Below are 23,009 nucleotides of genomic sequence, written 5' to 3'. Positions count from 1 at the left end.
GGGGGATCAACAAGTGTCTAGAATCACAGCTAATCACTTTTCAGACAACCTCTAAGTTTAATTACAAACTCATCTCTAACATCCGTTGAATTGGTCGCAGTGCCGCAATTCTTATCTCTTCTGACATGGTAATTTCAGGAGTGCGGTTTTTCATTGCTAAATACAATTTTTCTAAAGTATTTAACCGCATAAATGGACATTCATTGCAGTTGCAGTTATTCAACGGCGGCGCAGGAATAAAGCGTTTTTTAGGAGCTAGTTTTTGCATTTGATGAATAATACCCGGTTCAGTAGCCACAATAAATTCTTGTGTTGGGCTATTTTGACAATATTTAAGTAAAGCTGCTGTAGAACCGATAAAGCTAGCGTGGCGCAATACACTACTTTCACATTCTGGGTGAGCGATCGCCTCTGCCTCTGGGTGGGCAATTTTCAACTGGACAATTTTCTTTTCGGAAAAGGTTTCATGAACAATACAGCTACCTTGCCACAGCAACAAATCTCTTCCAGTCTGTTCCATGACATACCGCCCTAAATTGCGGTCTGGAGCAAAAATAATCGGCTGTGACTGGGGTATCTGCTGCACAATCTTGACAGCGTTGGAACTAGTACAGATAATATCGCTCATCGCTTTAATATCAGCAGAGCAGTTGATGTAAGAAACCACCAAATGATCAGGATGAGCCGCTTTAAAAGCTGCAAACGCCTCCGGTGGACAACTGTCTGCTAAAGAACAACCAGCATCCAAATCTGGTAACAGCACCAATTTATCAGGATTGAGTATCTTTGCCGTCTCTGCCATGAAATGAACACCAGCAAAGACAATCACATCGGCATTGGTTTTAGCCGCTGCTTTTGCCAGTTGTAATGAATCCCCAATAAAATCTGCGATGTCTTGAATTTCTGGCTCTTGATAGTAATGCGCCAGAATCACCGCATTGAGTTCTTTTTTCAGGCTTTCAATAGCGGCAAACAAATCTAGTGGTAGTCCACCCGGTTGGGTTTTTTCTCGTTGAGCTAGTGCAGTGGTAAACACAGTTAGGGGTTGCTCTTAATTGCAAGTATTTGTCCTGTGGATTCAATTATAGTAGTTTTTACCAAAAATGGTAGACGGTTGATAAGAGGCAGGAGGACGGGGACAAAGGGAACTCCATCTTCCCCTCTGCCCCCTGCTCCCTGTCCCCTGCTTTTCACGGTGTTGTGTCCAAATCCCTCTGAGTTTCATATCCTGGAGATAGACGGCAAGGAAAGTGGCATGACCAGTCAGAAAACTCAATCAACAACCCTCAAAATTGCTGTAATTGGCGATGTTCATGATCAATGGGAAGTAGAAGATGGTATTGCACTCAAGCATTTGGGTGTTGACTTAGTGCTGTTTGTAGGGGATTTTGGCAATGAGTCGGTGGAAGTGGTAAAAGCGATCGCTTCTCTCGACATTCCCAAAGCAGCAGTAATGGGCAACCACGATGCTTGGTACACTGCTACCGAATGGGGACGCAGAAAGTGTCCTTATGATCGCTCCAAGGAAGATTGGGTACAAGAACAACTCGATTTATTAGGCATAGCCCATGTCGGTTACGGTAAGCTGGATTTTCCGGCTGGTAATTTAACTGTAGTGGGGGGTCGTCCTTTTAGTTGGGGTGGCCCAGAGTGGAGATTTGCGGAAATCGTTCAAGAAAGATATGGTGTGACGAATTTAGAAGAATCCGCCGATCGCATTGTTAAAGCAGTCAAAAGCGCTGCTTACGAAACGATTATTTTTCTAGGACACAACGGCCCAAGTGGGTTAGGCGATCGCCCAGAAGATCCCTGCGGTAAAGACTGGCATCCTATCGGCGGTGACTTTGGCGACCCAGACTTTGGTGAGGCGATTTCTCAGGCGCTCACGGCTGGTAAAACCATTCCTCTGGTGACATTTGGTCACATGCACCATACCCTCCGACATACCAAGAAAGTGCTACGCAAGCCTGTTTTTAGAAGTCCAGAGGGGACAATCTACTTAAATGCGGCGAGCGTACCCAGGATTATGGAAAATGGGGGCGAGAAACTACGTAATTTTTCCCTTGTTTCCTTAGAAGATGGTGTGGTTTCGCAAGTCTCCCTAGTTTGGGTGGGTAATGACTTGCAGGTGGCATCTGAAGAAATTTTTTACGAGCGATCGCCTTCAGTAGTGCAACCTGCGTAGATGATGAGATATAGTATTATCTGTCAGCTTTGGTGTTAACCAACAAATGTCGGTCAGCAGCAGCTAGACAGATTTACTGGAGAGGTGGCAGAGTGGTCGATTGCGTCCGACTTGAAATCGGATGAGGCTAAAACCTCCGGGAGTTCGAATCTCCCCCTCTCCGTTTAGGAATTAAAAATTGAAAATTAAAAATTAAAAATTGGGGAGGATGAGGTTAGGTGGAGCTTTTGGTGGAGACGATGATTGCACCAAGAATTTTTGTTAGTTCTTCGGCTTCGGTTTGGTGATTTTAAAAAATCCGTGTTTTCCACCAAGGAGTATTTTTAATTTCATTTTCCAAAGTTCTAATTTTTTGTTGAAGATTTCTAACTTCATTGAGCATAGATTTCTTATAAAAAATAGCGATTGCCAGCTTCAAATCTTCTATTGCTTCTTTATTTTTACCTTGTTCTTTCTGAAGAAAAGCACGTTTTATATATGCAAAAGCATAATTTGGGTCAATTTGTATAACTTTATTATAGTCTTTAATTGCTCCTCTAAAGTCTCTTTGTAGACTGCGAATATTACCTCTATAAAAGTAGACATCAACAGATTCAGATTGAATTTGAATCACTAAAGTATAATCTGCAATAGCACCATTGTAATCTTTAATAGTAGCACGAGCGCCAGCCCGGTCTAACAAACAATTAACATCATTAGGACGAATATTGATAATTTCAGTAAAATCGGCAATTGCTTTATGATAGTTTTCATTTGCCAAATAAGCATTAGCTCTATACAAGTATGCGTCGGCTAAATTATAGTTATTTTCTATAACGTAAGTAAAATCTTTTATTGCTTCTTTATAGTCTTTTAAATCAACAAGAATGCAACCTCTGATAAAGTAAACATCAAATTTACATTTATCTAAATTAATTACTTGGGTGTAGTCTGCTAGAGCAAGTTTATAGTCTTTAATCTCAACATATATCCTCCCTCTTCTTTCATAAATCTCTACTTCATTTGGATTGAGTGTAATAGTCTGTGTATAATCAAAAATCGCACCATCGTAATTTTTTTGTGCAGCTAAAAGATGCCCTCTATTACAATAAGCCTCACAATGTTCAGGATTAATTATGATTGTCTGTGTGTAATCAGCAATAGCTCCTCGATAGTCATGAACGTCAGAACGAGTACAGCCCCTTAAAAAATATGCTTCATCCCATTCAGGGCTGATTTCTATTGCTTGAGAAAAATCTTTAATGGCTTCTTGATGTTCACCAGCATCAGAATAAATACAACCTCTTAAAAAATATGCTTCGGAATATTGAGGGTTAATTTCTATTGCTTGAGAAAAATCTTCAACTGCTTCTGCATATTGTTCATTTTCAAACCTCTCAACCCCTCTTTTAAAGAAATCTTCATCGCTTTTGAATATATCAATAAATCCTAAAAATCCCCCTGCTATTCCTTTAGTTGCATTATCAACTACGGAACCAACTCCAAATGCTACACTTTCAACTATAGAACCTATACCTCTTGCTGCATTTTTAACTGAAGACTCTCCTTTTGCACCAGCTAAAACTCCTCCAGCTATAGCTAAAGGTATTGCAATTGGGCCAGTAAGACCTAAAGCGCCTATTGCACATAATGCTCCTACACCACCTGCTACTGAACCTACTTTGTTGCTACCAGTAAATTCATTTAATATACATTCTTCGGCAACATCAATAACAAATTCTTCTATGCTCATTTATCCTCCAATTTTATCCAAAAAAATATTTAAACTATAAATATTTCTAGTATTTTTGTACTTTTTAAATATTAAGGATATTTTGGTAAATTGACATTTGTGAAAACTCTGATATTTTCTCAAAATTTACTAAATTAAAAGTAATGATATAAGAATTAACTAAGTATAAATCCGGTTACGAAAATTCAAAGCAATAAACCCCGATCTTAATATTTTCCTATCTGCATACCAAAGTAACCATTAACCGTACTCTCTCTCCTTGCTATAACTTCTGCTGGGAAGTCAAGCGATCACCTCGCTACCCTTTATTTGCATATACCTAATAATTTATATGCAAGATTAAAAGCTTTAGCCAAAGCCAACAATCTTTCTATGAATTACAAATTACGAATTATTATCAATCTTCTGTAGCATCATCTGAATTTTCAAGCTTATTTAGTGCATTCCAAATTGCTTGCCTGACAAATTCTGGATAGTTATCTAGACTTTTTAATTTCTCTAGCATTGATGGGGGAAGTCTAAGAGTTATTTTTGCCGTTAATGGTTCTTCCCTATTAGTGGTAAATTGATGCTTCTTTAAATAAGGTTTTTCTTCGTAATTAGGCATAAAAATATTTTTTTAATTGGTGTTATCGCGTGAAGTCGTGCGATAATTTAATTGGCAGCTAGCCAGCCCTAGCAAGTTGGGGTAGCTGCCAAACCCAATTAGAAAATTAGGCACTTCTATGTTTACACGTTCTGAACTTGAAAGCAAAACGCTTAAAGAATTGAAAGACTTTGCTGCACGGTACGGAATCAAGCCGGTAGGAAATCCTGGGTATAAAACAAGTTGGATTACTCCGTTATTGGCTTTCCCCATGCAAGCTATTCAGCAATTCAAAGATCACAAAAGAGGATTAAGGAATCTTAGTTGGAGAAGTTCTGAAGCACTTGGCACAATGCTTTATGAAATAGGAGAACCTACCGATGAACAAGCCGCGCTGATTCGCGCAACACTAGAAGGTAAGTTACTTCCACTACCAGAACGTTATGACCAAACTAGACTGCTAAATCTTCACAAGACTAAGCAGTTGATAAAAGAAGTAATCGAAACGCTAAACAAATAGCGCTTAAACCATAAAAACCTACCGTACTCCTCTCATTTGAGAGGAGTTATCAGAATAATTTTATGCTTGCATTGTGATAGCATAGTGTTAAATCCTACTTTGAGGTCAAGCGATGGCTACCCTTTATGTAAGAAATTTACCTGATGATTTGTATGCCAAGCTGCAAGAGTTAGCCGCTTCTGAACACCGTTCAATTAACGCCCAAGTGATAACTTTGTTAGAACAAGTTTTGAACACGGAACCACAGCAAATAGAAGATCACAAACGACAGAATGTACTTAAAGTCCTAGAAGAAAATCCCCAGCGCCGACGTGCGAATCCAGCGGATTTTGGATTACCTGATAGTACTGAAATGATTCGAGAAGACCGCAACAGATAAACTTACCATTTAGTATAAAATTATAAATCCACGCCAGAAAATCAACTTTCGCCTACTCTTGCACCACCTCAACTAATTCTTCAATCATCACATCAAAAGTTCTAGCTAACTTCTGAATGGCAGTAAAGTCAACAGTTGCTAGACCGGGCGATCGCGCATAAGTTCTCAGAGTGCTGTAAACTACACCAGAACGATCAGATACCTCTTTTAGTGTCCAACCCTTCTCATCAGCAAACTCTCGAATCTTTAGCCGAATCATTCCCATAATATAGTTGACAACTGACTTATATAAGTCGTTTAATATCTTGTATCCGATAAAACGATCGCCCCCCGGCCTGCAAAACTGAAAGGCGATCGCAATACCTATTCCGTAAAACGGATGACGTATTTACCGACAAGGCAAAAATCTACCCGCTTTACAGACATTTTTATGGTATCATCACTCCAGCCTAAAGCGCTGAACATCCGTGAATCAAAAATTGTCCACAAATCGTTCACTCCCCACCAATTAGGACGATTTGTTACAGAAGAGGCAGTTTGCTTGATGTTTCAAATTGGTCTTCAAGATATATATGCAGTTGAATGTTGGCGATATGTGGTTTATATCCACACTAAAGGTATCAGCAAATTTGTCAGCTACGCTGATTTTCCGCCAATTGCGGGAGTGCAACTAATACTGTTCGGTTAACAAACTGATCTGTTGAGGTAAGCAGGGGGAGCAGGGGAAGAAGAGAGGCAGGGGGAGAAGAATACTAGACAATAACTTTGTTTCCTCCATGCTTCAAGAGCTTATCCGAACCGTATTGGGAGTGCAACCACCCAGACAATCAGACTTAATCAAGTGGCGTAGACGCTGGCGAAAGCAACACGATTATACCTCCAAAAAGCAAGCGCCCAACTGGTGGGCGCAATTCTTTACTCAAGAATTTTTGCAAGCTACTTCTGAATCTGAGTTGTACAGTTGGGGCGAATTAGTCGAGTTAATTCCTTACGCTTTTCACCAAGAGACTTTACAAGACCTCCGCCAAAACTATCGCCCAGAAAAATTACTGCTATGTGTTTAACAGTTATCAGTCAAAAGCCACTTGATAACTATTCACTGTTCACTGCGATGCACTAAGCGGCTGGTGAGCGCAGTCGAACCATGTCGAAGTGTTCACTGATTTTACAGCTATTCAGCAGTTTTGTTACTGGCTCGGTTAGCACGCGCCTCGGCGGTTGCCATCACTTCATCCATATTTTCTAACACCTCACCAGGGAAGTTTTCCAAAACTCTGGTAGACAAAGCTACCCGACCTTTACCTTCATCCAAGTCAATAATAATCGCTTTGATGATTTGACCGACTTGAAAGACTTTATCTAGAGATTCGATGAATTTTTGGCTCACTTGCTTGATGTGGAGTAAGGCACTCATGCCATCCAAATCTACAAACACCCCAAATGGTTTAATTCCAGTTATTTTACCTTCTACCAGTTGACCTAGTTCTAACAAACTGAAGTTAGCTGAACGCGCCGCTAAACGTTGAGAAAGGACGAGTTTATTGGTGTTACGATTAATTTCTAAAAAGCCCACAGTCAGATTTTGACCTTTAAGTGCTTCTAAATTATCACGCTCAGCCAAGTGCGATCGCGGAATAAATCCCCGCAAAGAATTAATATCGACGGTGACACCACCTTTATTGACACCAGTAACTCGTACTTGCACTGTCTGAGAATTTTCTTGCATTTGCATCAACTTTTCCCAGACGTGCTGAATTTCTAACTGCTTACGAGAAAGGGTGACTTGACCTTCAGCATCCTGATCTCGGATCACCAAAAATTCTAAATCTTCTTGCAAAGGCAGTACCTCCGATAAATCGGTTACTGCTCTCAAAGAAGCCTCATCGCGGGGGAGAAAAGCTGACGACTTGCCACCAATATCGACATAAGCTCCATCATGGTCAAGTTGAAACACCTTACCATGTACAACCTGTCCCTTTTGAAACTGATAGTCGTGTTTTTCTAGGGCTTTGGCAAAATCGTCCATTGTGAAAGACGAATTGGCTGTTTGAGAAAGTTTCGATTCGGAGTTCATGACTATTGAAGATAAATTGTTATTTGAGCTGATGCCACTGGATATCTACCAAACGTCCAATCAAGTCTGACTTGATTAAAGATGTCTACAATTGTGGCATCAGAGCTTAGCAGAAATAAAAGACCGAAACAACTTGCAAGGGAACTTGACAACGCTTTTATTTCTACACCGCCAACACGTTACCAAAAAGTTGTTCTACCTGCTCCCAAGCATCGGCTGCCGCTTTAGGATTATAGCTGGCGCGATGGTTACAAAAAAATCCGTGGTCAGCTCCATCGTAGCGAAACACCCGATGAGGAATTTGATATTTTTCTAACTCTGCGGCAATTGCATCTACTTGTTCGCTAGGAATGCTGGCATCTTCCTTACCAAAAAAGGTATAAATTGTACCTTTAATTTCTTGGGTACGAGTCACAGTCGCAGCGCCACCTCCGAATGTCCGAGTAGCAATACCAGCACCGTAAAAGGAAGCAGTAGCTTTGACATCCACAAGAGTAGCCGCCAGATAAGCAACATGACCACCAAAGCAGAAACCAATACAGCCGAAGCCATCTTTTTTGACTTGGGGAAGACTTTTGAGGTGGTCAATTGCTGCTTGAATATCACTCAATAATTCTGAGGCTTGAGTTTGCATTGCATAACCCCTACCGATTTCAATGTCTTCTGAGGTATAGCCAGTTTCAAAACCAGGGGCTTGACGTTGGAAAAGCGCAGGAGCGATCGCTATATAACCTTGTTCGGCAATTCGTTCTGTAACTTCCCGGATGTGGAGGTTAACACCAAAAATCTCCTGTAACACTACAACTCCTGGATAAGAACCAGATGCTTTTGGCTGTGCTAAATAAGCTGGTATTTGCAAATCATCTGGTAGAGAAAGATTAACCGTTGTGGTATTTATTGCTTGCTCTGTCATAATAATTTTTACTAGTGCTGTAAATTAGCTCTGTGATAATTTGATATAACTATGCCAGTATGCCAGTTCAATTGCCATTTAAATTATTAATTATCAAAAGTGAGGGCATTAAAAATTTTTACCAGAAACATTCCATATAAAATATTTCACAAGTAGCAAATGCAGCTGGTCAATTGCCCCTATTAGTATCCTAGAGGTTTGGTGATGATTCAATTCCGTATTCAGCCAGACAGCGAAATCCCTGCATCAGCCCAGCTGTTTAATCAAATCCGGTTTGCGATCGCTTCCCGGCAATATCCACCCGGATACAAGTTGCCCAGCACACGGGCATTGGCAATGCAAACGGGTCTACACCGCAATACTATTAGCAAAGTTTATCGCCAGTTAGAAGATGACGGCTTGGTTGAAAGTCTTGCTGGTTCAGGCATTTATGTCCGCGCTCAAGGTCATGAGGGTGGTAGCAAGCTGCCATCACCAATCCTCAGACAACATCCTGACGAAGCCTATACAGTTGTGCAGCAAGCACTTGACGAGCTACTGTCTCACGGATGTTCACTCAATCAAGCTAGGGAGCTATTTTTAGCAGAGATTGACTGGCGCTTGCGTTGTAGCGCCCAAGTCCTGGTTGCAGTCCCATCTTATGACATGGGTGCTGGTGAATTAATGGTGTATGAATTAGAAGCAGCCCTCAAAATACCAGTACAACTGGTAGCAATGGAAGAATTAGCCGCTGTGTTAGATAAAACTAACTCAGCTACGGTGGTTACTAGTAGATATTTTATTGGAGATGTAGAAGCGATCGCTGCTCCTAAAGCTGTACGTGTGATACCTTTGGATATCTATGATTACACTAAAGAACTCAATTTGCTCAAAACCCTACCCAAGGAAAACTGTGTAGGCATAGTTAGCCTCAGTTCAGGAATCGCCAGAGCCGCAGAAGTAATTCTCCACGGCTTACGGGGAGATGAACTATTAGTGATGACTGCTCAACCCAAAGATGCTTACAAACTTCATGCGATCGTCAAGCGGGCTGAGGTAATTATCAGCGATCAAGCTTGCTTTGCGACTGTACAGGCGGCAGTGCAAGCATTTGTTGAAGATATTATTCGTCCACCCAAATTGATTAAGGTTGAAAATTATATCGGTACAAATTCGATTAATTTGTTAAAACGAGAACTGGGTTTGAGTTAACCCATAATCAAAGATTATAAAAAGCAAAAAGTTTGTTAAATGTCACAGATTTCAAAAATTTTTGAAACTCATACAGATTCACAGTTTACCAGATTCTGTAAAATATACAAAAACTTGTGAAGATTCTACATATTGGAGCTTCGGTATCCCCTCAAGTAGTAAATGGCATTAATTATGTTGTTTGGTCAGTTGCTCAAAGTCAAGTTTGTCTAGGACATAACGTCAGCATTCTGCTTAATAGTAAACCTCCAGACTCTACTAAAGATTTTGTCAAAAAAGCGGGTATCAATCTGCTTTATATTCATAGTAATCATGGAATATATAACAAACAAGCATTAGAGAACTTACTAAAATATTGTGTCATAGACATTGTTCATTTTCATTCAATATTTATGCTTAACCAAGCCAGCTTATCAGCATATTTGGTTAAACAAAAAATTCCTTACATTGTAACACCACATGCAATAAATCCAGAGTTTCTGAAGAGAGGTTGGTTGAAAAAGTGGCTTTATGGATGGTTAATTGAAAAACCTAGATTGTTAAAAGCATCGGCAATCACAGCAGTCACACTAGGAGAAAAAAGAGCTATACAAAATTATGTTCCTAATTACAAAGGAATGATTTCTTGCATAACTAATCCTGTGAAATTTGAAGATTTTTCCAATATAAAATGGAGTGGAAACACAACTAAGAAAAAACTTGTTTATTTAGGTAGATTCGATGTTTTCCATAAGGGTATTGATATTTTAGTAGAGCTTGCTAGTTTGTTAACACCAAACATTGAAGTGCATTTATATGGAAAAATAGATGCTAAAACTAGCAATTGGTTGAAGCGCATTCAAAATAGTCTTCCTGCAAATATGTATTTTCACCCACCAGTATTTAAAGCAGAAAAAAATAAAATATTGTCCCAAGCAAGTATGTATATCCAAACTTCTCGCTGGGAGGTATTTGGAGTATCAATTGCAGAAGCAATGTATCTGGGATTGCCTTGCGCTATCATGCCAACAATGAATTTAGCTGAGATATTCAAAGAACATGATTTAGGTTTAATTCTACCTAGAAATCTAGAAGAAGCAGCTAAATTACTAGTACATACTTTAAACCAACCAGATATTTTACATCATTGGTCAAAACAAGCTCATTTGTTTGCGAAAGAAAATTTTCAACCCCAAAAAGTAGCGATTGAATACTTAAAACTTTATGAAGAAGTCTTGCATTGATTTTTTAGTTAAAAATAATACTTCAATTAACGTGAGTTCAACGGCTTTAAAAACCCCACTTCCATTAATTTGTTAAAACGAGAACTACTTATACCGTTTCTTTGTAAAGCTGCGCCAAACTCTTTAAACTGCTTGTATTTCTGGTACAGAAATTTGCAAAAACTCTCGCACTCGCTGCATATAAGTTGGTGCATCCTCCAACATTGGGAAATGTGCTGTATTGGGAATCATTGCAAACTCAACTTTGTCATTCAGTGTAGCTGCTTGACGACCCATCTCGGCTGGAATAATTTTGTCATACTCCCCTGCTACCAACAAAGTCGGTACTGTCAATTTAGTAAATTCGCTTGGCATTAATTCAGACTGCGCTTTACTCACTGAAGTAAAAATTGTGCCTAAGGCTGCATCATAATCTGCTTCCAGAAAATCTTGTAAAAACGCCTGACGTTCAGCAGCTAGTATAGGACTATACAAAAATCTCGCCATAAACATCCGGTCAACAAATGGTATTTTTCCCAACCATTTGGGACGGAATTTAACTACATAGCCACCAAATTTATGAAAAGCTGCAAAAGCTTTTTCGTCATACTCAAAAATACCGCTACAAGTCAAAATTCCTCGTTCCACTTTTTCGGGATAGCGATTGAAGAACAAAGTGGCGATAGATGCGCCCATTGAGTGGGCATTAATGTAGATACGCAAAAGATGCAACTTATCTAGTAAAGCTGCCAAATCCTCAGCATATTCTTCCAATTCATAGGTTAACTCTGTAATTGCCTCTGATTGTTCCTGAAAAGATTGAGAATCAACAACAGCTTCACTAGCTTGGACTATGGTTGGCTTACCACCAGAACGCCCAAATCCCCGTAAATCGTAAAGTAAACAATCGAAATGTTCTACTAAAGCTTCAGCCGTACTTCTCCAATACCTAGCTGAACCAGCCCAACCGTGGATAAAAACCATCACTGGTTTTGCCAAGGAAGTGGATGGTTTTTTTATCCATTCGTAGTAATGCTCAACTCCACGAACGTTAATATAAGGCATGTATCTTTTATGATTTGTTAATTACCAGTGGTCGATTGTAGTTTGTTTTTTGCTATTGACCACTGACTAATGACAATTATGCTGATTCTGGCTTCGGTAGTGAAGATGGATGCATGATTAGTTCGGCTGTCGAACGTTTCTCAACCATTTCCCGCGTTACTGTGCAGCGAGTTACATCCTTACGGGATGGTAACTCATACATCACATCCAGCATCAATTCTTCCACAATACCTCGCAAAGCTCTAGCGCCAGTTTTGCGGCGGTATGCTTCTTGAGCGATCGCCCGCAAGGCATCTGGTTTAAAATCTAATTGGACGTTATCCATCTTCAGTAGTTTTTGGTACTGTTTGACCAAGGCACTACGTGGCTCGGTGAGAATCGCCATTAGCGCTTCTTCATCCAGTGGATCTACTACTGCTACCATTGGCACTCGCCCAATAAATTCAGGAATCATGCCAAATTTCACCAAGTCATCCGGTTCCAAATAGCGGAGAGTATCTGCGGTTCGCTTCTCTTTCGACTGTCCTTCTCCAGGCTGAACAAAACCTATTGACTTTTTGCCTGCTCTCTGCTCTACAACTTTTTCTAAGCCGACAAAAGCGCCACCACAGACAAACAGAATATTGCTGGTATCAATCTGGATGCAGTCTTGATAAGGATGCTTACGTCCTCCTTGGGGTGGGACATTGGCAACTGTTCCTTCTAGCATTTTCAGCAAAGCTTGCTGTACGCCTTCGCCAGAAACATCGCGTGTAATTGAGGGATTTTCACTTTTGCGAGCAACTTTGTCAATTTCATCGATATAGATAATGCCTCGCTGGGCTTCCTCTACATCTAAATCTGCCACTTGTAATAGTCGCAGCAAAATATTCTCGACATCTTCCCCTACATACCCAGCTTCTGTTAATGTCGTGGCATCGGCAACAGCAAAGGGAACATCAAGGATTTTTGCCAGAGTTTGTGCTAAGAGAGTTTTGCCACAGCCTGTTGGCCCAATTAACAAAATGTTAGACTTTTGCAGTTCTACCGCGTCATCTGCTCCACCTTTGCCATTACCTTTTGACTGAAGGACTGCCAGCCGTTTGTAGTGATTGTAAACCGCTACTGACAGTACTTTCTTGGCTTCATCTTGACCAATAACGTGGTCGTCTAGATAGTTCTTAATCTCTCTTGGTTTAGGTATTTGATTAAAAGAGAGACTGGAAGAACGGGTGCGACGTTTTTCAGGTGGTTCTGACTTTGGTGCTGGTTGCGACGCAGCGCCATTTGTGTCAAGTAGCTCCTCATCTAGTATTTCATTGCACAAGTCAACGCATTCATCACAGATGTAGACTCCCGGCCCTGCGATTAATTTACGCACCTGCTCTTGAGACTTGCCACAAAACGAACATTTTAAATGGGAGTCGTACTTAGACATACCAGCCTCTTATTTCAGAATGGTGACGTTTTCCCCTGCTGTGGGAAGATTTTGTCTGGAGATAACTTGATCTATCAAACCGTAGTTTTTAGCTTCTTCTGCCGACATAAAAAAGTCGCGCTCAGTATCCGCTTCAAGTCTTTCTAGGGGTTGACCAGTATGATAAGCCATTAACTGATTCAACTTACTCTTAATGTAAAGAATTTCTCTAGCTTGAATTTCTATGTCAATGGCTTGACCTTGAGCGCCTCCTAGTGGTTGATGAATCATAATACGGGAGTCAGGTAAAGACATCCGCTTACCCGCAGTTCCTGCTGTTAATAAGAATGCCCCCATACTAGCGGCTAATCCAAAACATATAGTAACAACATCAGGACGGATTTGCTGAATTGTATCATAGATTGCCATACCTGCGTAGACGGAGCCACCAGGAGAATTGATGTACAGTTGAATATCTTTCTCTGGATCTTCAGAGTCCAGAAATAGTAACTGAGCAACAATTGCATTAGCAATATTATCGTCTATGGGTGTTCCCAAAAAGATAATTCGTTCTCGCAGTAGGCGGGAGTAGATGTCAAAAGCTCTTTCTCCCATGCCGGATTGTTCTACCACCATCGGGACGATGTTGCTAGGACTACTGAGGTGGGAGTAGATATCTACTCGACTATAACTGCTAATGGGGTAGTTTCCCGACTGCGATGTAACCATAAAAGCACATTTGAGAATAAATGAGGACAGAGTTGACAGCAGCGAGAGCCGCCTTTTTCAAGAATGCGATTTCTATTTGAAGTATGTGTTAACCATTATGCCTCATCCATATTCTTCTCGTGTAACACCGTATCAAGCTAAGGCGATAATAAATGCCTTAGTTTACTGAGGATTTTGTAAATATCTAGCCTAAATTAGTCCTAATTGCTGAGTCTTAAGTAAGAATTTTTAACATATTTAAGACTCAGCACTACACTTATAACTGAAAATTTCTGCTTAGGGGAATTTTCATTCTGTGGTATCTGATGTACTTTGTTCTTCAGTCTGAGGTTCTGTTATCTGTGACGTTTCAGTTTCTGCATCTTCGGCAGCACTCAAAGAACCTTCAGGTACAAGCTCAATTGTGGAATTGTCTAACAGCCAATCAATGATTTTTTCTGTTAGTAGCTCGTTTTCCACTACTGATTGCAGTCTGTCTTCATCAATATCTTGGTCTGAGTACTGCTCCAACAGTTCTGTAACTCTAGCTTGAACTTCTTGGGGTGTCACCTCAATAGATTCACGTTTACTGACTTCCCGCAGTCCCATAGACCGTTTCAGGCGTTCAATGGCCTCATCGCGCGATCGCTCTCGTAATTGAGGAATGATATCTTGGGTAAATAGTTTTCTCACATCCAGTCCCTGTTGAGACAACCGGACTGCTGTTTGTGTCAGCATTGTGTCTATTTCTTGCTCAATCAGTGTTGTGGGCAAGTCAACTTCCACATGCTTCAACAGTTCTGCTAATAAAGCTTCCTGCTTATTAGTTTTAGTTTTTTCTTCAGCCTCTTTTTGATATCGCTCTTCTAAAGAAGCGCGCAATTCATCCAAGGTGTTAAAATCACTGACTTCCTGAGCAAAGTCATCATTTAATTCCGCAAGTTCTTTTTCTTTAAGTTCTTTGAGTGTAACGGTGAAAATTGCCGCTTTACCCGCTAATTCTTCGTTAACATAAGGATCTGGAAACTGAGCCGGAATTTCTCTGGTTTCTCCAGGATTCATCCCCACCATGCCAGTTACAAAACCTGGAATAAATTTATCTTCCTGCAAATCTAGTTGAAAGTCGCTTGCTTCGCCTCCAGGAATTGGTGTTGGTTCGGCTGTTTCATCTTCACCTTCAACTTTAGAGAGTAAACCTTTAAAATCGACTACAGCAACATCACCAATTTGGGCTGCACGTCCTTCCACAGGAATCAGTGTTGCTAATCCTTCACGTTCTTGGTTGAGAACGTTTTCTACTTGGGTAGGGTCATACTTAATTTCCTCTGCTTGAGCTTGCAAACCCGTGTACTGCACCAAGTTAACTTCTGGCTCTACATCAACCGCAGCAGAAAAAATTAGGGGCTTTCCTGGTTCATAATTATTTATTAATTCCTCAAACGAAGTACGCAATTGCGGTTGACCAATTGCTTGGATGGCTTCTTGTTTGACTGCTTGCTCTACGCCATCTTGAACTAGTTCTTCCAGCGCTGCTGCCTTGATTCGAGCTGTGCCTAGGCGTTGTAGCAATATCTGCCGAGGCACTTTGCCTTTACGAAACCCAGGAATATTGGTAGTACTAGCTAAATTTTTAATTACCTGCTCGTAAGTTTGCTTGGTAATTTCTGGCGTAATCTCTATTTCCAGCCCTATTTGACTGGCGGGAAGTTTTTCCTGGGTAACTTTCATACTTCGGTTCTATTTTTTGGTATTTTTTACTCCAAGTACATACAAGACGCGATTTACCGCTTCTATAGATTGATGTCTCTTGGTTATGATAGGAGATGCCCACAAGGCAGATCACAAAAATCCAAATATTTATGGATGAGTGTCCTTCAGTAGAGATCCAGTTTACTGCCAATGGCAAAGGACTTGATACTTTACCGCAATAACTTAACCGATTGCATCTCTAAACTTCTAGTAGTTCTTGCGCTTTTCATTGCTGAGGACTCAAAAATCCCTTAGATGTGATTCTGTGAAGATTTTTAATCCCCCTAAAGGGCAATGCTAAATGGACTTATTCATCAGAAGACTAACACCGTGATATCCTAGTTATCAACCAACAGATTTTGTTTCTCATGTTGTACTGTTGGGTTTGCTTTGATTATGATTACCCAACATGGCTATTGAGGTAACGTGTAGCCACCTTTTTAGCTGTACTGGCTTCATTACATTTGGATCATAGTACATCCACTATCTAGGCAACCTGCTCTACAGGTTAAATATTTATTTAATCAAACTGGAGATTTGGACAACGCCAAAACACAAACACCTCAATTTTTTTCACTTAGTAGGGGTTTGTTGTATAATAGTTTATGCTTTAAAAATGCCAAATTGGCACAAATTTGATCAATATTTATTGTAAATTTCAATATCATTCAATTTATGTGATTTAAAAAGTAAAGGTATAGTAGGAAAAAATTAATCTAAATATAAAAAAACTTGATTATTGCTATTTAAAAAATATGGAAAATATGGATACATGATCAATTATTTACAAAAATCGCACATTACCTCTTAAAGGAGGAATCCAGTTTGTCTAAATCCTATCGTGTAGCTATTTTGGGAGCAACTGGTGCTGTTGGTACAGAGTTGCTAGAATTGCTGGATTGCCGTAATTTTCCGATCGCGGATTTAAAATTATTGGCATCTGAACGAAGTGTCGGGCGATCGCTGCGTTTTAAAGGAGAAAATTTACCAGTAGAATCAGTTAATGATCACGCCTTAGAAAACGTTGACTTGGTGCTAGCGAGTGCAGGTGGTTCCACATCGAAAAAATGGGCAGCAGTTGCAGTCGAAAAGGGTGCAGTAGTTATAGATAACTCCAGTGCCTTTCGCATGAACCCGGAAGTTCCCTTAGTAGTACCTGAGGTAAATCCCTCAGCAGTTGCTAACCATAAAGGCATTATTGCCAACCCCAACTGCACAACAATTTTGATGACAGTAGCAGTTTGGCCATTGCACAAAATCAAACCAGTGCAACGGATTGTAGCCTCAACTTATCAATCTGCTAGTGGGGCTGGTGCTAAAGCAATGGCAGAAGTCAAAACCCAAGCTAGCGCTATCTTACAAGGACAGCCACCAGTCGCTGAGGTATTGCCTTACCCATTAGCATTTAATTTATTTCCCCATAATTCTCCATTGAATGATGCCGGGTATTGTGAGGAAGAAATGAAAATGGTCAACGAAACCCAAAAGATTTTCGGAACCCAAAAGATTAAAATTACTGCCACTTGTGTACGGGTTCCCGTACTACGCGCTCATTCAGAAGCAATTAATTTAGAATTTGAGGAACCTTTTCACCCAGATGAAGCCAGAGAAATTTTAAGTCACTCTCCAGGCATAAAATTATTAGAAGATTGGAACACAAATCATTTTCCCATGCCAATAGAAGCAACTGGTAAAGACGAAGTTTTAGTAGGCAGGATTCGTCAAGATATTTCTCATACTTGTGGTTTAGAATTGTGGCTTTGTGGCGACCAAATCCGTAAAGGCGCAGCATTGAATGCAGTACAAATTGCCGAGTTATTAGTAGCACAAAATCTACTTAAACCTGCAACTGCCTATGTGTTTAACTAGCAATCATCTTGTACTCATTTAAGATATACAAACATCAGTGTAATTTTGCGAACTACGCTTGAAAGAAATTGATCAATAGGTTATCACAATAAGAAACCACCAAGGTATTAAAAACAGTTTGGGTAATCAGGAGTGAAAAAAGGGTGGGAGAATTTGGCAGAGTTTTAACCGCTATGATTACACCGTTCAAAGCAGACGGTAGCGTTAACTATGATGTAGCGGCAGAACTAGCAGCGTATCTAGCCAACAACGGTACAGATACATTGGTGGTGTGTGGTACAACAGGTGAATCCCCCACCCTGACTTGGGATGAGGAGTATCAGCTGTTTGTAGAAGTATTGCAGTCTGTAGCCGGAAAAGCCAAGGTGATAGCAGGATGTGGTTCTAATTCCACCAAAGAAGCGATCGCTGCTACTCAAAAGGCAGCTAAAATAGGAGTGCATGGTTCTTTACAAGTTGTACCTTATTACAATAAACCACCACAAACAGGTCTTTACCAACACTTCGCGGCGATCGCCCAAGCTTGTCCCGATTTGCCATTATTGTTATACAATGTTCCTGGGCGTACTGGTCAAAACCTCAGCCCTGAAACCGTTACCCAGTTAGCTGAGATTAGCAATATTGTTGGCATCAAAGAAGCTAGTGGAAATTTAGATCAGACCAGTGAAATACGCCGCTTGACATCAAAAGAATTTCAGATTTACTCTGGAGATGATTCCTTAACACTGCCCTTGTTAGCAGTTGGAGCCAAGGGTGTAGTAAGCGTAGCTTCTCATCTGGTAGGAAATCAACTACAGCAGATGATTCAAGCTTTTAGTGCGGGAGAAACTGAAGTTGCCACAGAAATTCATCTCCAACTCTTCCCGTTGTTTAAAGCTTTATTTTTAACTACAAATCCCATTCCAGTTAAAAAAGCATTGAATCTTAAAGGTTGGGAGGTTGGTTCAACTCGTCTACCCCTACACGAAGCTGATTTGGAAGTAAGTCAAAAATTAAAAGTGGTTCTAGAAAAACTTCATTTAATCTAAGCAGTAACTTGTTGAGCGCTTGCTGGTTAGTCATAGCTAAAAATAAGCAAAATTTTTGCCAGCTAGCACTTTAATCACTCGTGCTACAACCGTCATAGATATACTATGAATCCTTCAGTCTAAAGTTTATTTTATTAAACAAATAACTGAAAATTTGATTAAAATTTGGCTGTTTTTAGTATAAACAGCAAAATGCTGCCTTTCATATCAAGATCGCTAACTTTGAATTTATTAACACTAAAAAACAAGCAAAAATCTCAGGAGAAAATGGTAAAAAACGAAACTAGTTCTGCCCTAAAGATTATTCCCTTGGGTGGTTTACATGAAATTGGCAAAAATACCTGTGTTTTTGAATACGACGACGAAATTATCTTATTAGATGCAGGATTAGCATTTCCTACAGAGGCGATGCATGGAGTAAATATTGTCCTACCAGATACAACTTATCTGCGGGAAAATCGCCATAAAATTAAAGGCATGATTGTTACTCACGGTCATGAAGATCATATCGGCGGCATTGCTTTTCACCTGAAGCAATTTGACATACCCGTGATTTATGGGCCAAGACTCGCAATGGCCATGCTAGAGGGTAAATTAGAAGAAGCAGGAGTGCGCGATCGCACAGAATTAAGAACAGTCCGCCCCCGCGACGTTGTGCGGTTTGGTAAATCTTTTGTTGTAGAATACATCCGTAATACCCATTCTATAGCTGATAGCTTTACTGTTGCAATTAATACTCCTCTTGGTGTGGTGATTCACACAGGAGACTTTAAAATAGACCATACCCCTGTCGATGGTGAAAATTTTGATCTGCAACGACTAGCAGAACACGGCGAAAAAGGTGTACTTTGCCTATTGAGTGATTCTACTAACGCAGAAGTGCCGGGATTTACACCTTCTGAACGCTCAGTTTATCCCAATCTTGATCGGGAATTTGGTAAAGCCACTGGACGTTTGTTTGTTACTACCTTTGCTTCTAGTGTGCATCGCATCAATATGATTTTGCAGTTAGCACAAAAGCATAATCGGGCAGTGTCAGTTGTGGGTCGTTCCATGCTGAATTTAATTGCTCACGCCCGTAATCTGGGTTATATCAAATGTGATGATAGCTTGTTCTATCCCTTGCACGCAGTACGCAACATGCCTGATGAGAAGGTACTGATTTTAACTACTGGTTCTCAAGGTGAAACAATGGCAGCCATGACCCGGATTGCCAATCAAGAACATCCCCACATCAGAATCCGTCCAGGAGATACAGTACTATTTTCTGCAAATCCAATTCCCGGTAATACTATCGCTGTAGTCAACACCATCGATAAGTTGATGATTCAAGGGGCAACAGTAATCTATGGACGGGATAAAGGCATTCACGTATCTGGTCACGGCTGTCAGGAAGAACAAAAGCTGATGATTGCCTTAACTCGTCCCAAGTTCTTTGTGCCATTTCACGGCGAACATCGGATGTTAGTAAGGCACGCCCAAACGGCTCAGAGTATGGGCATTCCCGCCGAAAACATGATCATTATCCAGAATGGCGACATCGTGGAACTGACAGAAGATGCCATCCGCGTCGCTGGTAAAGTGCCATCTGGTATAGAACTGGTAGATACTACTAGTTCGGGTATGGTCAGCGCCACAGTCCTGCACGAACGGCAACGGATGGCGGAAGAAGGTATTGTTACCATTGCCGCTGCCATTGATTGGCATGGCAAACTGTTAGCTAAACCAGAAGTTCATCTGCGAGGTGTAGTTACAAGTGTAGAGCGATCGCTTGTGCAAAAATGGGTACAACAGCGGATTGAAGAAATTCTTGGCGTGCGCTGGTCAGAATTTGCCCAACCTCGTGAAGGTGAACAATTAGAGGTAGATTGGGGCGGATTGCAAGGAACTTTAGAAAGGGAATTACAACGCTCTATTCGTCGAGAATTGCAATGTCAACCATCTGTGACTTTGTTGATGCAAATTCCTGATGAGCCGCCTGTAAAAGTTGCCGATGGTAGAAGACGGCGGACTCGGACTGCTGCTCAAGTAGCATCTTAGGGAATTTAAGATCACAATCTCACGCAGAGGCGCAGCGAAAAGTTGTAAGGAGGGTTTCCCTCCGTAACAAACTTTTTAAGAAGAGACGCAGAGTTTTTCTTTGTATCTTTGCGCTTTGGCGTGAAATACTGTTTGTAATTATGAATATAGAAGCCGCAGCCTTTGTATTTGCTTATAGTTATTGGAGATGAGCATTATGATTAAAACAGCAATAACAATCAATACTATTGAGGAGTAAATTAATTTTGATGATGGCACAGACAAGCGCCATCAACTTGAGGATGGGATACTGGTAGAAATGCCTCCTGGTACTGGCAAGCATGAGGCAATTATGGTGCTTTCAGCTTAGTTCATCACTTAAAGCACATACCTTCAGTGAACCCAAAGGTATACTAAAAGTAGAGTACACAATGTTAGTGGCGCTCCAAAGCGCAGATGCTCTACCAAACTTAATTTGTAACCTAAATCAGCAGCAGCCTCTACAACAATTAGGTTGGCAACTGAACCAAATAAAGTTAGATTACCCGCCAGAGTTGAACCTGCTGCTAGCAATAGCCAATACTGGGTATCATCTTGAGAAATCAAGGGATGGAGTAAAAGTACAGTAGGCACATTAGAAATTAAGTTAGATAAAACAACAGTTACACTCAAAAAACTCGCAGCAGAGTTAATTACATGGGTAAATGGCTGGAGTAAATTCAAATTTTGTGTGACTTTTGTCAAGACGAACAGTCCAGAAAACATCACCAAGAGATTCCAATCCACTTTTTTCAGAATGCGTTGTGGTTTAATCCGCCGAGTGATTAGTAATAAGCTAGCGGCGACTAAAGCAGATTCCGCTAAGGGTAAGCCAACAGCAAATGCAATCAGCAACCCAGTGATGATAACTAAACTTTTATGAAATAAAGGTTTGAAAATTTGTTGGTTGCCAGTTGGTAAAATTTGGCACGGTTGATTTGAACGGACATCTGGGTATAGTAACCATAGCAGTCCTATTTGAACTACCAAGCCAGTTATCGCAACGGGAGCTAATGCACACCAGAAATCTAAATAAGAAATACCAGAAAACGAACCAATGAGAATGTTTTGGGGATTACCACTCAAGGTTGCTACTGAGCCAATATTAGTTGCTCCTGCGATCGCCAGCAAGTAGGGAATCGGATTTAAACCCAAAGTTTGAGCTAGATTCAAAGTTAGAGGTGTAAAAACCAGCGCGATAGTGTCATTAAGAAAAAAAGCAGAAAGAATACCACTACCAAAAGTTAACGCAATTAATAAACCCACAGGACTGCGGGTAAAACTTAACAATACAGAAAGCGATCGCCAAAAAAACCCTGCATAAAATAGGTTAGCGTTAACTACCATCATGCTCAAAAGAAATACAATGGTGTTGGCATCAATTGCTTGCCATGCTTCTTGTAAATTCAGTGTACCTAAAGCAATTAAAAAAGCAGAACCAACTAAAGCAATAGTGGCACGGTTCATTCGTAAACCAGGAATGTAGCCCAATGCTAATCCTAAGTAAGTCAGTCCTAAAATGCTATGGCTTGCCAATTGAAGGACGCTCACTTTATTGACTCCGCTATTACTGAAACTAATGTCTAAAATTTATTTACTATGCTGGAATTTTTTGAGTAAAAATACTGAGTTATTTGATATTTATTCCCGTTAGAATCACTCGTAGAAAACTATCTAATTAAGTTTTGTGTATGTTACACTAAGATCTAACCCAAGATAGATTTCTTTATTAAAATTTAAACTAAATCAAGTTATGAACAAGATCGTATTTTTACACTACCGATTCCGAGGAAATTGCGATTAACTTGACGTAGTAATAAATGGTTCTGACTTCAGTGGCTACTCAAACATTTAGATCATACTCTCAGTCAGAACACTATTTTTCCGGTAAAGGTAGTTGCCACGTTGTATATATTCATCAAACAGGTGAATACCCCTCAATAACACAGAGGATTAACCATGAAGGTATTCGATAATACCACAAAAAAAATTTTTCTTGCCAGTTGGGTCTCCATAAATCCAGCCGAAGCTAGCAACACTCATGCAAACCAGCGGCAAGGTTCATTTTCTCAGGTTTACTATAATATTCTCCAACCCTTGCGGCGGCGCTTAGACAGCATTCAAGTTGGTGATCGCCAATTAGCTCACCGCTTATGCAAGTTGATTCCTGCTCAATGTCCCTTTGAGCGTGATGTCAAATTATTTGGGAAAACCCTGTTTCACATTCCGCCCATGTGCAAACTTAATCCCTTATATGAAGAAGTAGTTGGTTTACGTTTTCGAGCGATGTGCTATCTAGCCGATGAATGCGGCGAGGATGTATCGCAGTACTGTTAGAACAGAATCAAAAGTTA

At 40.4% G+C, this 23,009-nt stretch carries 21 protein-coding genes, 1 tRNA gene and 1 pseudogene; 12 read left to right on the top strand and 11 right to left on the bottom strand.

The window, feature by feature from the left end; genetic code table 11:
- Positions 1-61: 61 nt before the first annotated feature.
- Positions 62-1,036: a quinolinate synthase NadA gene (gene nadA, locus QI031_RS03955; protein WP_281483916.1), complete on the bottom strand. Its 975-nt coding sequence runs from the start codon at positions 1,034-1,036 to the stop codon at positions 62-64.
- A gap of 219 nt (positions 1,037-1,255) precedes the next feature.
- Between nadA and QI031_RS03950 the strand changes: the two genes are divergently transcribed.
- Together QI031_RS03950 and QI031_RS03945 are read left to right on the top strand one after the other, a co-directional pair.
- Positions 1,256-2,185: a TIGR04168 family protein gene (locus QI031_RS03950; RefSeq protein ID WP_281483915.1), complete on the top strand. Its 930-nt coding sequence runs from the start codon at positions 1,256-1,258 to the stop codon at positions 2,183-2,185.
- A gap of 78 nt (positions 2,186-2,263) precedes the next feature.
- Positions 2,264-2,348, top strand: a tRNA-Ser gene (locus QI031_RS03945).
- Positions 2,349-2,474: 126 nt separating this feature from the next.
- On the opposite strand, the gene QI031_RS03940 is transcribed toward QI031_RS03945, so the two are convergent.
- Positions 2,475-3,917, bottom strand: a complete 1,443-nt coding sequence (locus QI031_RS03940) for a tetratricopeptide repeat protein (protein ID WP_281483914.1) — start codon at positions 3,915-3,917, stop codon at positions 2,475-2,477.
- A gap of 397 nt (positions 3,918-4,314) precedes the next feature.
- Complete coding sequence (locus QI031_RS03935) at positions 4,315-4,524, bottom strand: ribbon-helix-helix domain-containing protein (RefSeq protein ID WP_281483913.1); 210 nt, start codon at positions 4,522-4,524, stop codon at positions 4,315-4,317.
- Positions 4,525-4,642: 118 nt separating this feature from the next.
- Between QI031_RS03935 and QI031_RS03930 the strand changes: the two genes are divergently transcribed.
- Together QI031_RS03930 and QI031_RS03925 are read left to right on the top strand one after the other, a co-directional pair.
- Positions 4,643-5,023, top strand: coding sequence for a hypothetical protein (locus QI031_RS03930; RefSeq protein ID WP_281483912.1), 381 nt, complete (start codon positions 4,643-4,645; stop codon positions 5,021-5,023).
- A gap of 112 nt (positions 5,024-5,135) precedes the next feature.
- A complete protein-coding gene (locus QI031_RS03925) occupies positions 5,136-5,402 on the top strand; it encodes a FitA-like ribbon-helix-helix domain-containing protein (protein WP_281483911.1) in 267 nt (88 codons plus the stop codon).
- Positions 5,403-5,454: 52 nt separating this feature from the next.
- Here QI031_RS03925 and QI031_RS03920 read toward each other — a convergent pair whose 3' ends face one another.
- The gene (locus tag QI031_RS03920) at positions 5,455-5,667 is read right to left on the bottom strand and encodes a helix-turn-helix domain-containing protein (RefSeq protein WP_162394360.1); all 213 of its coding nucleotides are present in this window, start codon (positions 5,665-5,667) and stop codon (positions 5,455-5,457) included.
- Between the two features lie 165 nt (positions 5,668-5,832).
- Here QI031_RS03920 and QI031_RS03915 point away from each other — a divergent pair.
- Positions 5,833-6,085 (top strand): annotated as a pseudogene (locus QI031_RS03915) (hypothetical protein); the annotation flags it as partial.
- Positions 6,086-6,178: 93 nt separating this feature from the next.
- The gene (locus QI031_RS03910; protein WP_281483910.1) at positions 6,179-6,466 is read left to right on the top strand and encodes a hypothetical protein; all 288 of its coding nucleotides are present in this window, start codon (positions 6,179-6,181) and stop codon (positions 6,464-6,466) included.
- 107 nt (positions 6,467-6,573) lie between these two features.
- Here QI031_RS03910 and QI031_RS03905 read toward each other — a convergent pair whose 3' ends face one another.
- Together QI031_RS03905 and QI031_RS03900 are read right to left on the bottom strand one after the other, a co-directional pair.
- Positions 6,574-7,476, bottom strand: a complete 903-nt coding sequence (locus tag QI031_RS03905) for a S1 RNA-binding domain-containing protein (RefSeq protein WP_281483909.1) — start codon at positions 7,474-7,476, stop codon at positions 6,574-6,576.
- 163 nt (positions 7,477-7,639) lie between these two features.
- On the bottom strand, positions 7,640-8,389 hold the full coding sequence (locus QI031_RS03900) for a dienelactone hydrolase family protein (protein ID WP_281483908.1): 750 nt from the start codon (positions 8,387-8,389) through the stop codon (positions 7,640-7,642).
- Positions 8,390-8,593: 204 nt separating this feature from the next.
- Between QI031_RS03900 and QI031_RS03895 the strand changes: the two genes are divergently transcribed.
- The gene (locus QI031_RS03895; RefSeq protein WP_281483907.1) at positions 8,594-9,580 is read left to right on the top strand and encodes a GntR family transcriptional regulator; all 987 of its coding nucleotides are present in this window, start codon (positions 8,594-8,596) and stop codon (positions 9,578-9,580) included.
- Between the two features lie 116 nt (positions 9,581-9,696).
- Complete coding sequence (locus QI031_RS03890) at positions 9,697-10,803, top strand: glycosyltransferase family 4 protein (RefSeq protein ID WP_281483906.1); 1,107 nt, start codon at positions 9,697-9,699, stop codon at positions 10,801-10,803.
- 123 nt (positions 10,804-10,926) lie between these two features.
- On the opposite strand, the gene QI031_RS03885 is transcribed toward QI031_RS03890, so the two are convergent.
- From QI031_RS03885 to tig, 4 genes are all read right to left on the bottom strand, one after another.
- Positions 10,927-11,847, bottom strand: coding sequence for an alpha/beta fold hydrolase (locus tag QI031_RS03885; RefSeq protein ID WP_281483905.1), 921 nt, complete (start codon positions 11,845-11,847; stop codon positions 10,927-10,929).
- A gap of 76 nt (positions 11,848-11,923) precedes the next feature.
- Positions 11,924-13,264, bottom strand: coding sequence for an ATP-dependent protease ATP-binding subunit ClpX (gene clpX, locus QI031_RS03880; RefSeq protein WP_281483904.1), 1,341 nt, complete (start codon positions 13,262-13,264; stop codon positions 11,924-11,926).
- Between the two features lie 9 nt (positions 13,265-13,273).
- Positions 13,274-13,972, bottom strand: a complete 699-nt coding sequence (gene clpP / locus QI031_RS03875; protein ID WP_281483903.1) for an ATP-dependent Clp endopeptidase proteolytic subunit ClpP — start codon at positions 13,970-13,972, stop codon at positions 13,274-13,276.
- A 288-nt stretch (positions 13,973-14,260) separates the two neighbouring features.
- On the bottom strand, positions 14,261-15,679 hold the full coding sequence (gene tig / locus QI031_RS03870; RefSeq protein WP_281483902.1) for a trigger factor: 1,419 nt from the start codon (positions 15,677-15,679) through the stop codon (positions 14,261-14,263).
- 846 nt (positions 15,680-16,525) lie between these two features.
- On the opposite strand from tig, the gene QI031_RS03865 reads away from it, so the two are divergent.
- From QI031_RS03865 to QI031_RS03855, 3 genes are all read left to right on the top strand, one after another.
- Positions 16,526-17,569, top strand: coding sequence for an aspartate-semialdehyde dehydrogenase (locus tag QI031_RS03865; protein ID WP_281483901.1), 1,044 nt, complete (start codon positions 16,526-16,528; stop codon positions 17,567-17,569).
- A 143-nt stretch (positions 17,570-17,712) separates the two neighbouring features.
- Entirely contained in the window at positions 17,713-18,597 is an 885-nt protein-coding gene (gene dapA, locus QI031_RS03860) for a 4-hydroxy-tetrahydrodipicolinate synthase (RefSeq protein ID WP_281483900.1), read from the top strand.
- A gap of 267 nt (positions 18,598-18,864) precedes the next feature.
- Positions 18,865-20,637, top strand: coding sequence for a ribonuclease J (locus QI031_RS03855; protein ID WP_281483899.1), 1,773 nt, complete (start codon positions 18,865-18,867; stop codon positions 20,635-20,637).
- Positions 20,638-21,009: 372 nt separating this feature from the next.
- Here QI031_RS03855 and QI031_RS03850 read toward each other — a convergent pair whose 3' ends face one another.
- The gene (locus tag QI031_RS03850; protein ID WP_281483898.1) at positions 21,010-22,206 is read right to left on the bottom strand and encodes an anion transporter; all 1,197 of its coding nucleotides are present in this window, start codon (positions 22,204-22,206) and stop codon (positions 21,010-21,012) included.
- 408 nt (positions 22,207-22,614) lie between these two features.
- Here QI031_RS03850 and QI031_RS03845 point away from each other — a divergent pair, with 408 nt between their 5' ends.
- Positions 22,615-22,992, top strand: a complete 378-nt coding sequence (locus tag QI031_RS03845) for a Mo-dependent nitrogenase C-terminal domain-containing protein (RefSeq protein ID WP_281483897.1) — start codon at positions 22,615-22,617, stop codon at positions 22,990-22,992.
- Positions 22,993-23,009 lie beyond the last annotated feature (17 nt).

The sequence above is a fragment of the Halotia branconii CENA392 genome, assembly GCF_029953635.1.
GTDB classification, from domain to species: Bacteria; Cyanobacteriota; Cyanobacteriia; order Cyanobacteriales; family Nostocaceae; genus Halotia; species Halotia branconii.
The sequence above is the reverse complement of the archived record's forward strand: the minus strand, read 5'-3'. Positions and strand labels throughout refer to the sequence as shown.

Excerpts from the sequence above, each read along its gene's own strand:
- QI031_RS03950 (WP_281483915.1), top strand. The coding sequence starts at position 1,256 with ATGACCAGTCAGAAAACTCAATCAACAACCCTCAAAATTGCTGTAATT.
- QI031_RS03940 (WP_281483914.1), bottom strand. The coding sequence starts at position 3,917 with ATGAGCATAGAAGAATTTGTTATTGATGTTGCCGAAGAATGTATATTA.
- QI031_RS03935 (WP_281483913.1), bottom strand. The coding sequence starts at position 4,524 with ATGCCTAATTACGAAGAAAAACCTTATTTAAAGAAGCATCAATTTACC.
- QI031_RS03930 (WP_281483912.1), top strand. The coding sequence starts at position 4,643 with ATGTTTACACGTTCTGAACTTGAAAGCAAAACGCTTAAAGAATTGAAA.
- QI031_RS03925 (WP_281483911.1), top strand. The coding sequence starts at position 5,136 with ATGGCTACCCTTTATGTAAGAAATTTACCTGATGATTTGTATGCCAAG.
- QI031_RS03920 (WP_162394360.1), bottom strand. The coding sequence starts at position 5,667 with ATGGGAATGATTCGGCTAAAGATTCGAGAGTTTGCTGATGAGAAGGGT.
- QI031_RS03910 (WP_281483910.1), top strand. The coding sequence starts at position 6,179 with ATGCTTCAAGAGCTTATCCGAACCGTATTGGGAGTGCAACCACCCAGA.
- QI031_RS03905 (WP_281483909.1), bottom strand. The coding sequence starts at position 7,476 with ATGAACTCCGAATCGAAACTTTCTCAAACAGCCAATTCGTCTTTCACA.
- QI031_RS03900 (WP_281483908.1), bottom strand. The coding sequence starts at position 8,389 with ATGACAGAGCAAGCAATAAATACCACAACGGTTAATCTTTCTCTACCA.
- QI031_RS03895 (WP_281483907.1), top strand. The coding sequence starts at position 8,594 with ATGATTCAATTCCGTATTCAGCCAGACAGCGAAATCCCTGCATCAGCC.
- QI031_RS03885 (WP_281483905.1), bottom strand. The coding sequence starts at position 11,847 with ATGCCTTATATTAACGTTCGTGGAGTTGAGCATTACTACGAATGGATA.
- clpX (WP_281483904.1), bottom strand. The coding sequence starts at position 13,264 with ATGTCTAAGTACGACTCCCATTTAAAATGTTCGTTTTGTGGCAAGTCT.
- clpP (WP_281483903.1), bottom strand. The coding sequence starts at position 13,972 with ATGGTTACATCGCAGTCGGGAAACTACCCCATTAGCAGTTATAGTCGA.
- tig (WP_281483902.1), bottom strand. The coding sequence starts at position 15,679 with ATGAAAGTTACCCAGGAAAAACTTCCCGCCAGTCAAATAGGGCTGGAA.
- QI031_RS03855 (WP_281483899.1), top strand. The coding sequence starts at position 18,865 with ATGGTAAAAAACGAAACTAGTTCTGCCCTAAAGATTATTCCCTTGGGT.
- QI031_RS03845 (WP_281483897.1), top strand. The coding sequence starts at position 22,615 with ATGAAGGTATTCGATAATACCACAAAAAAAATTTTTCTTGCCAGTTGG.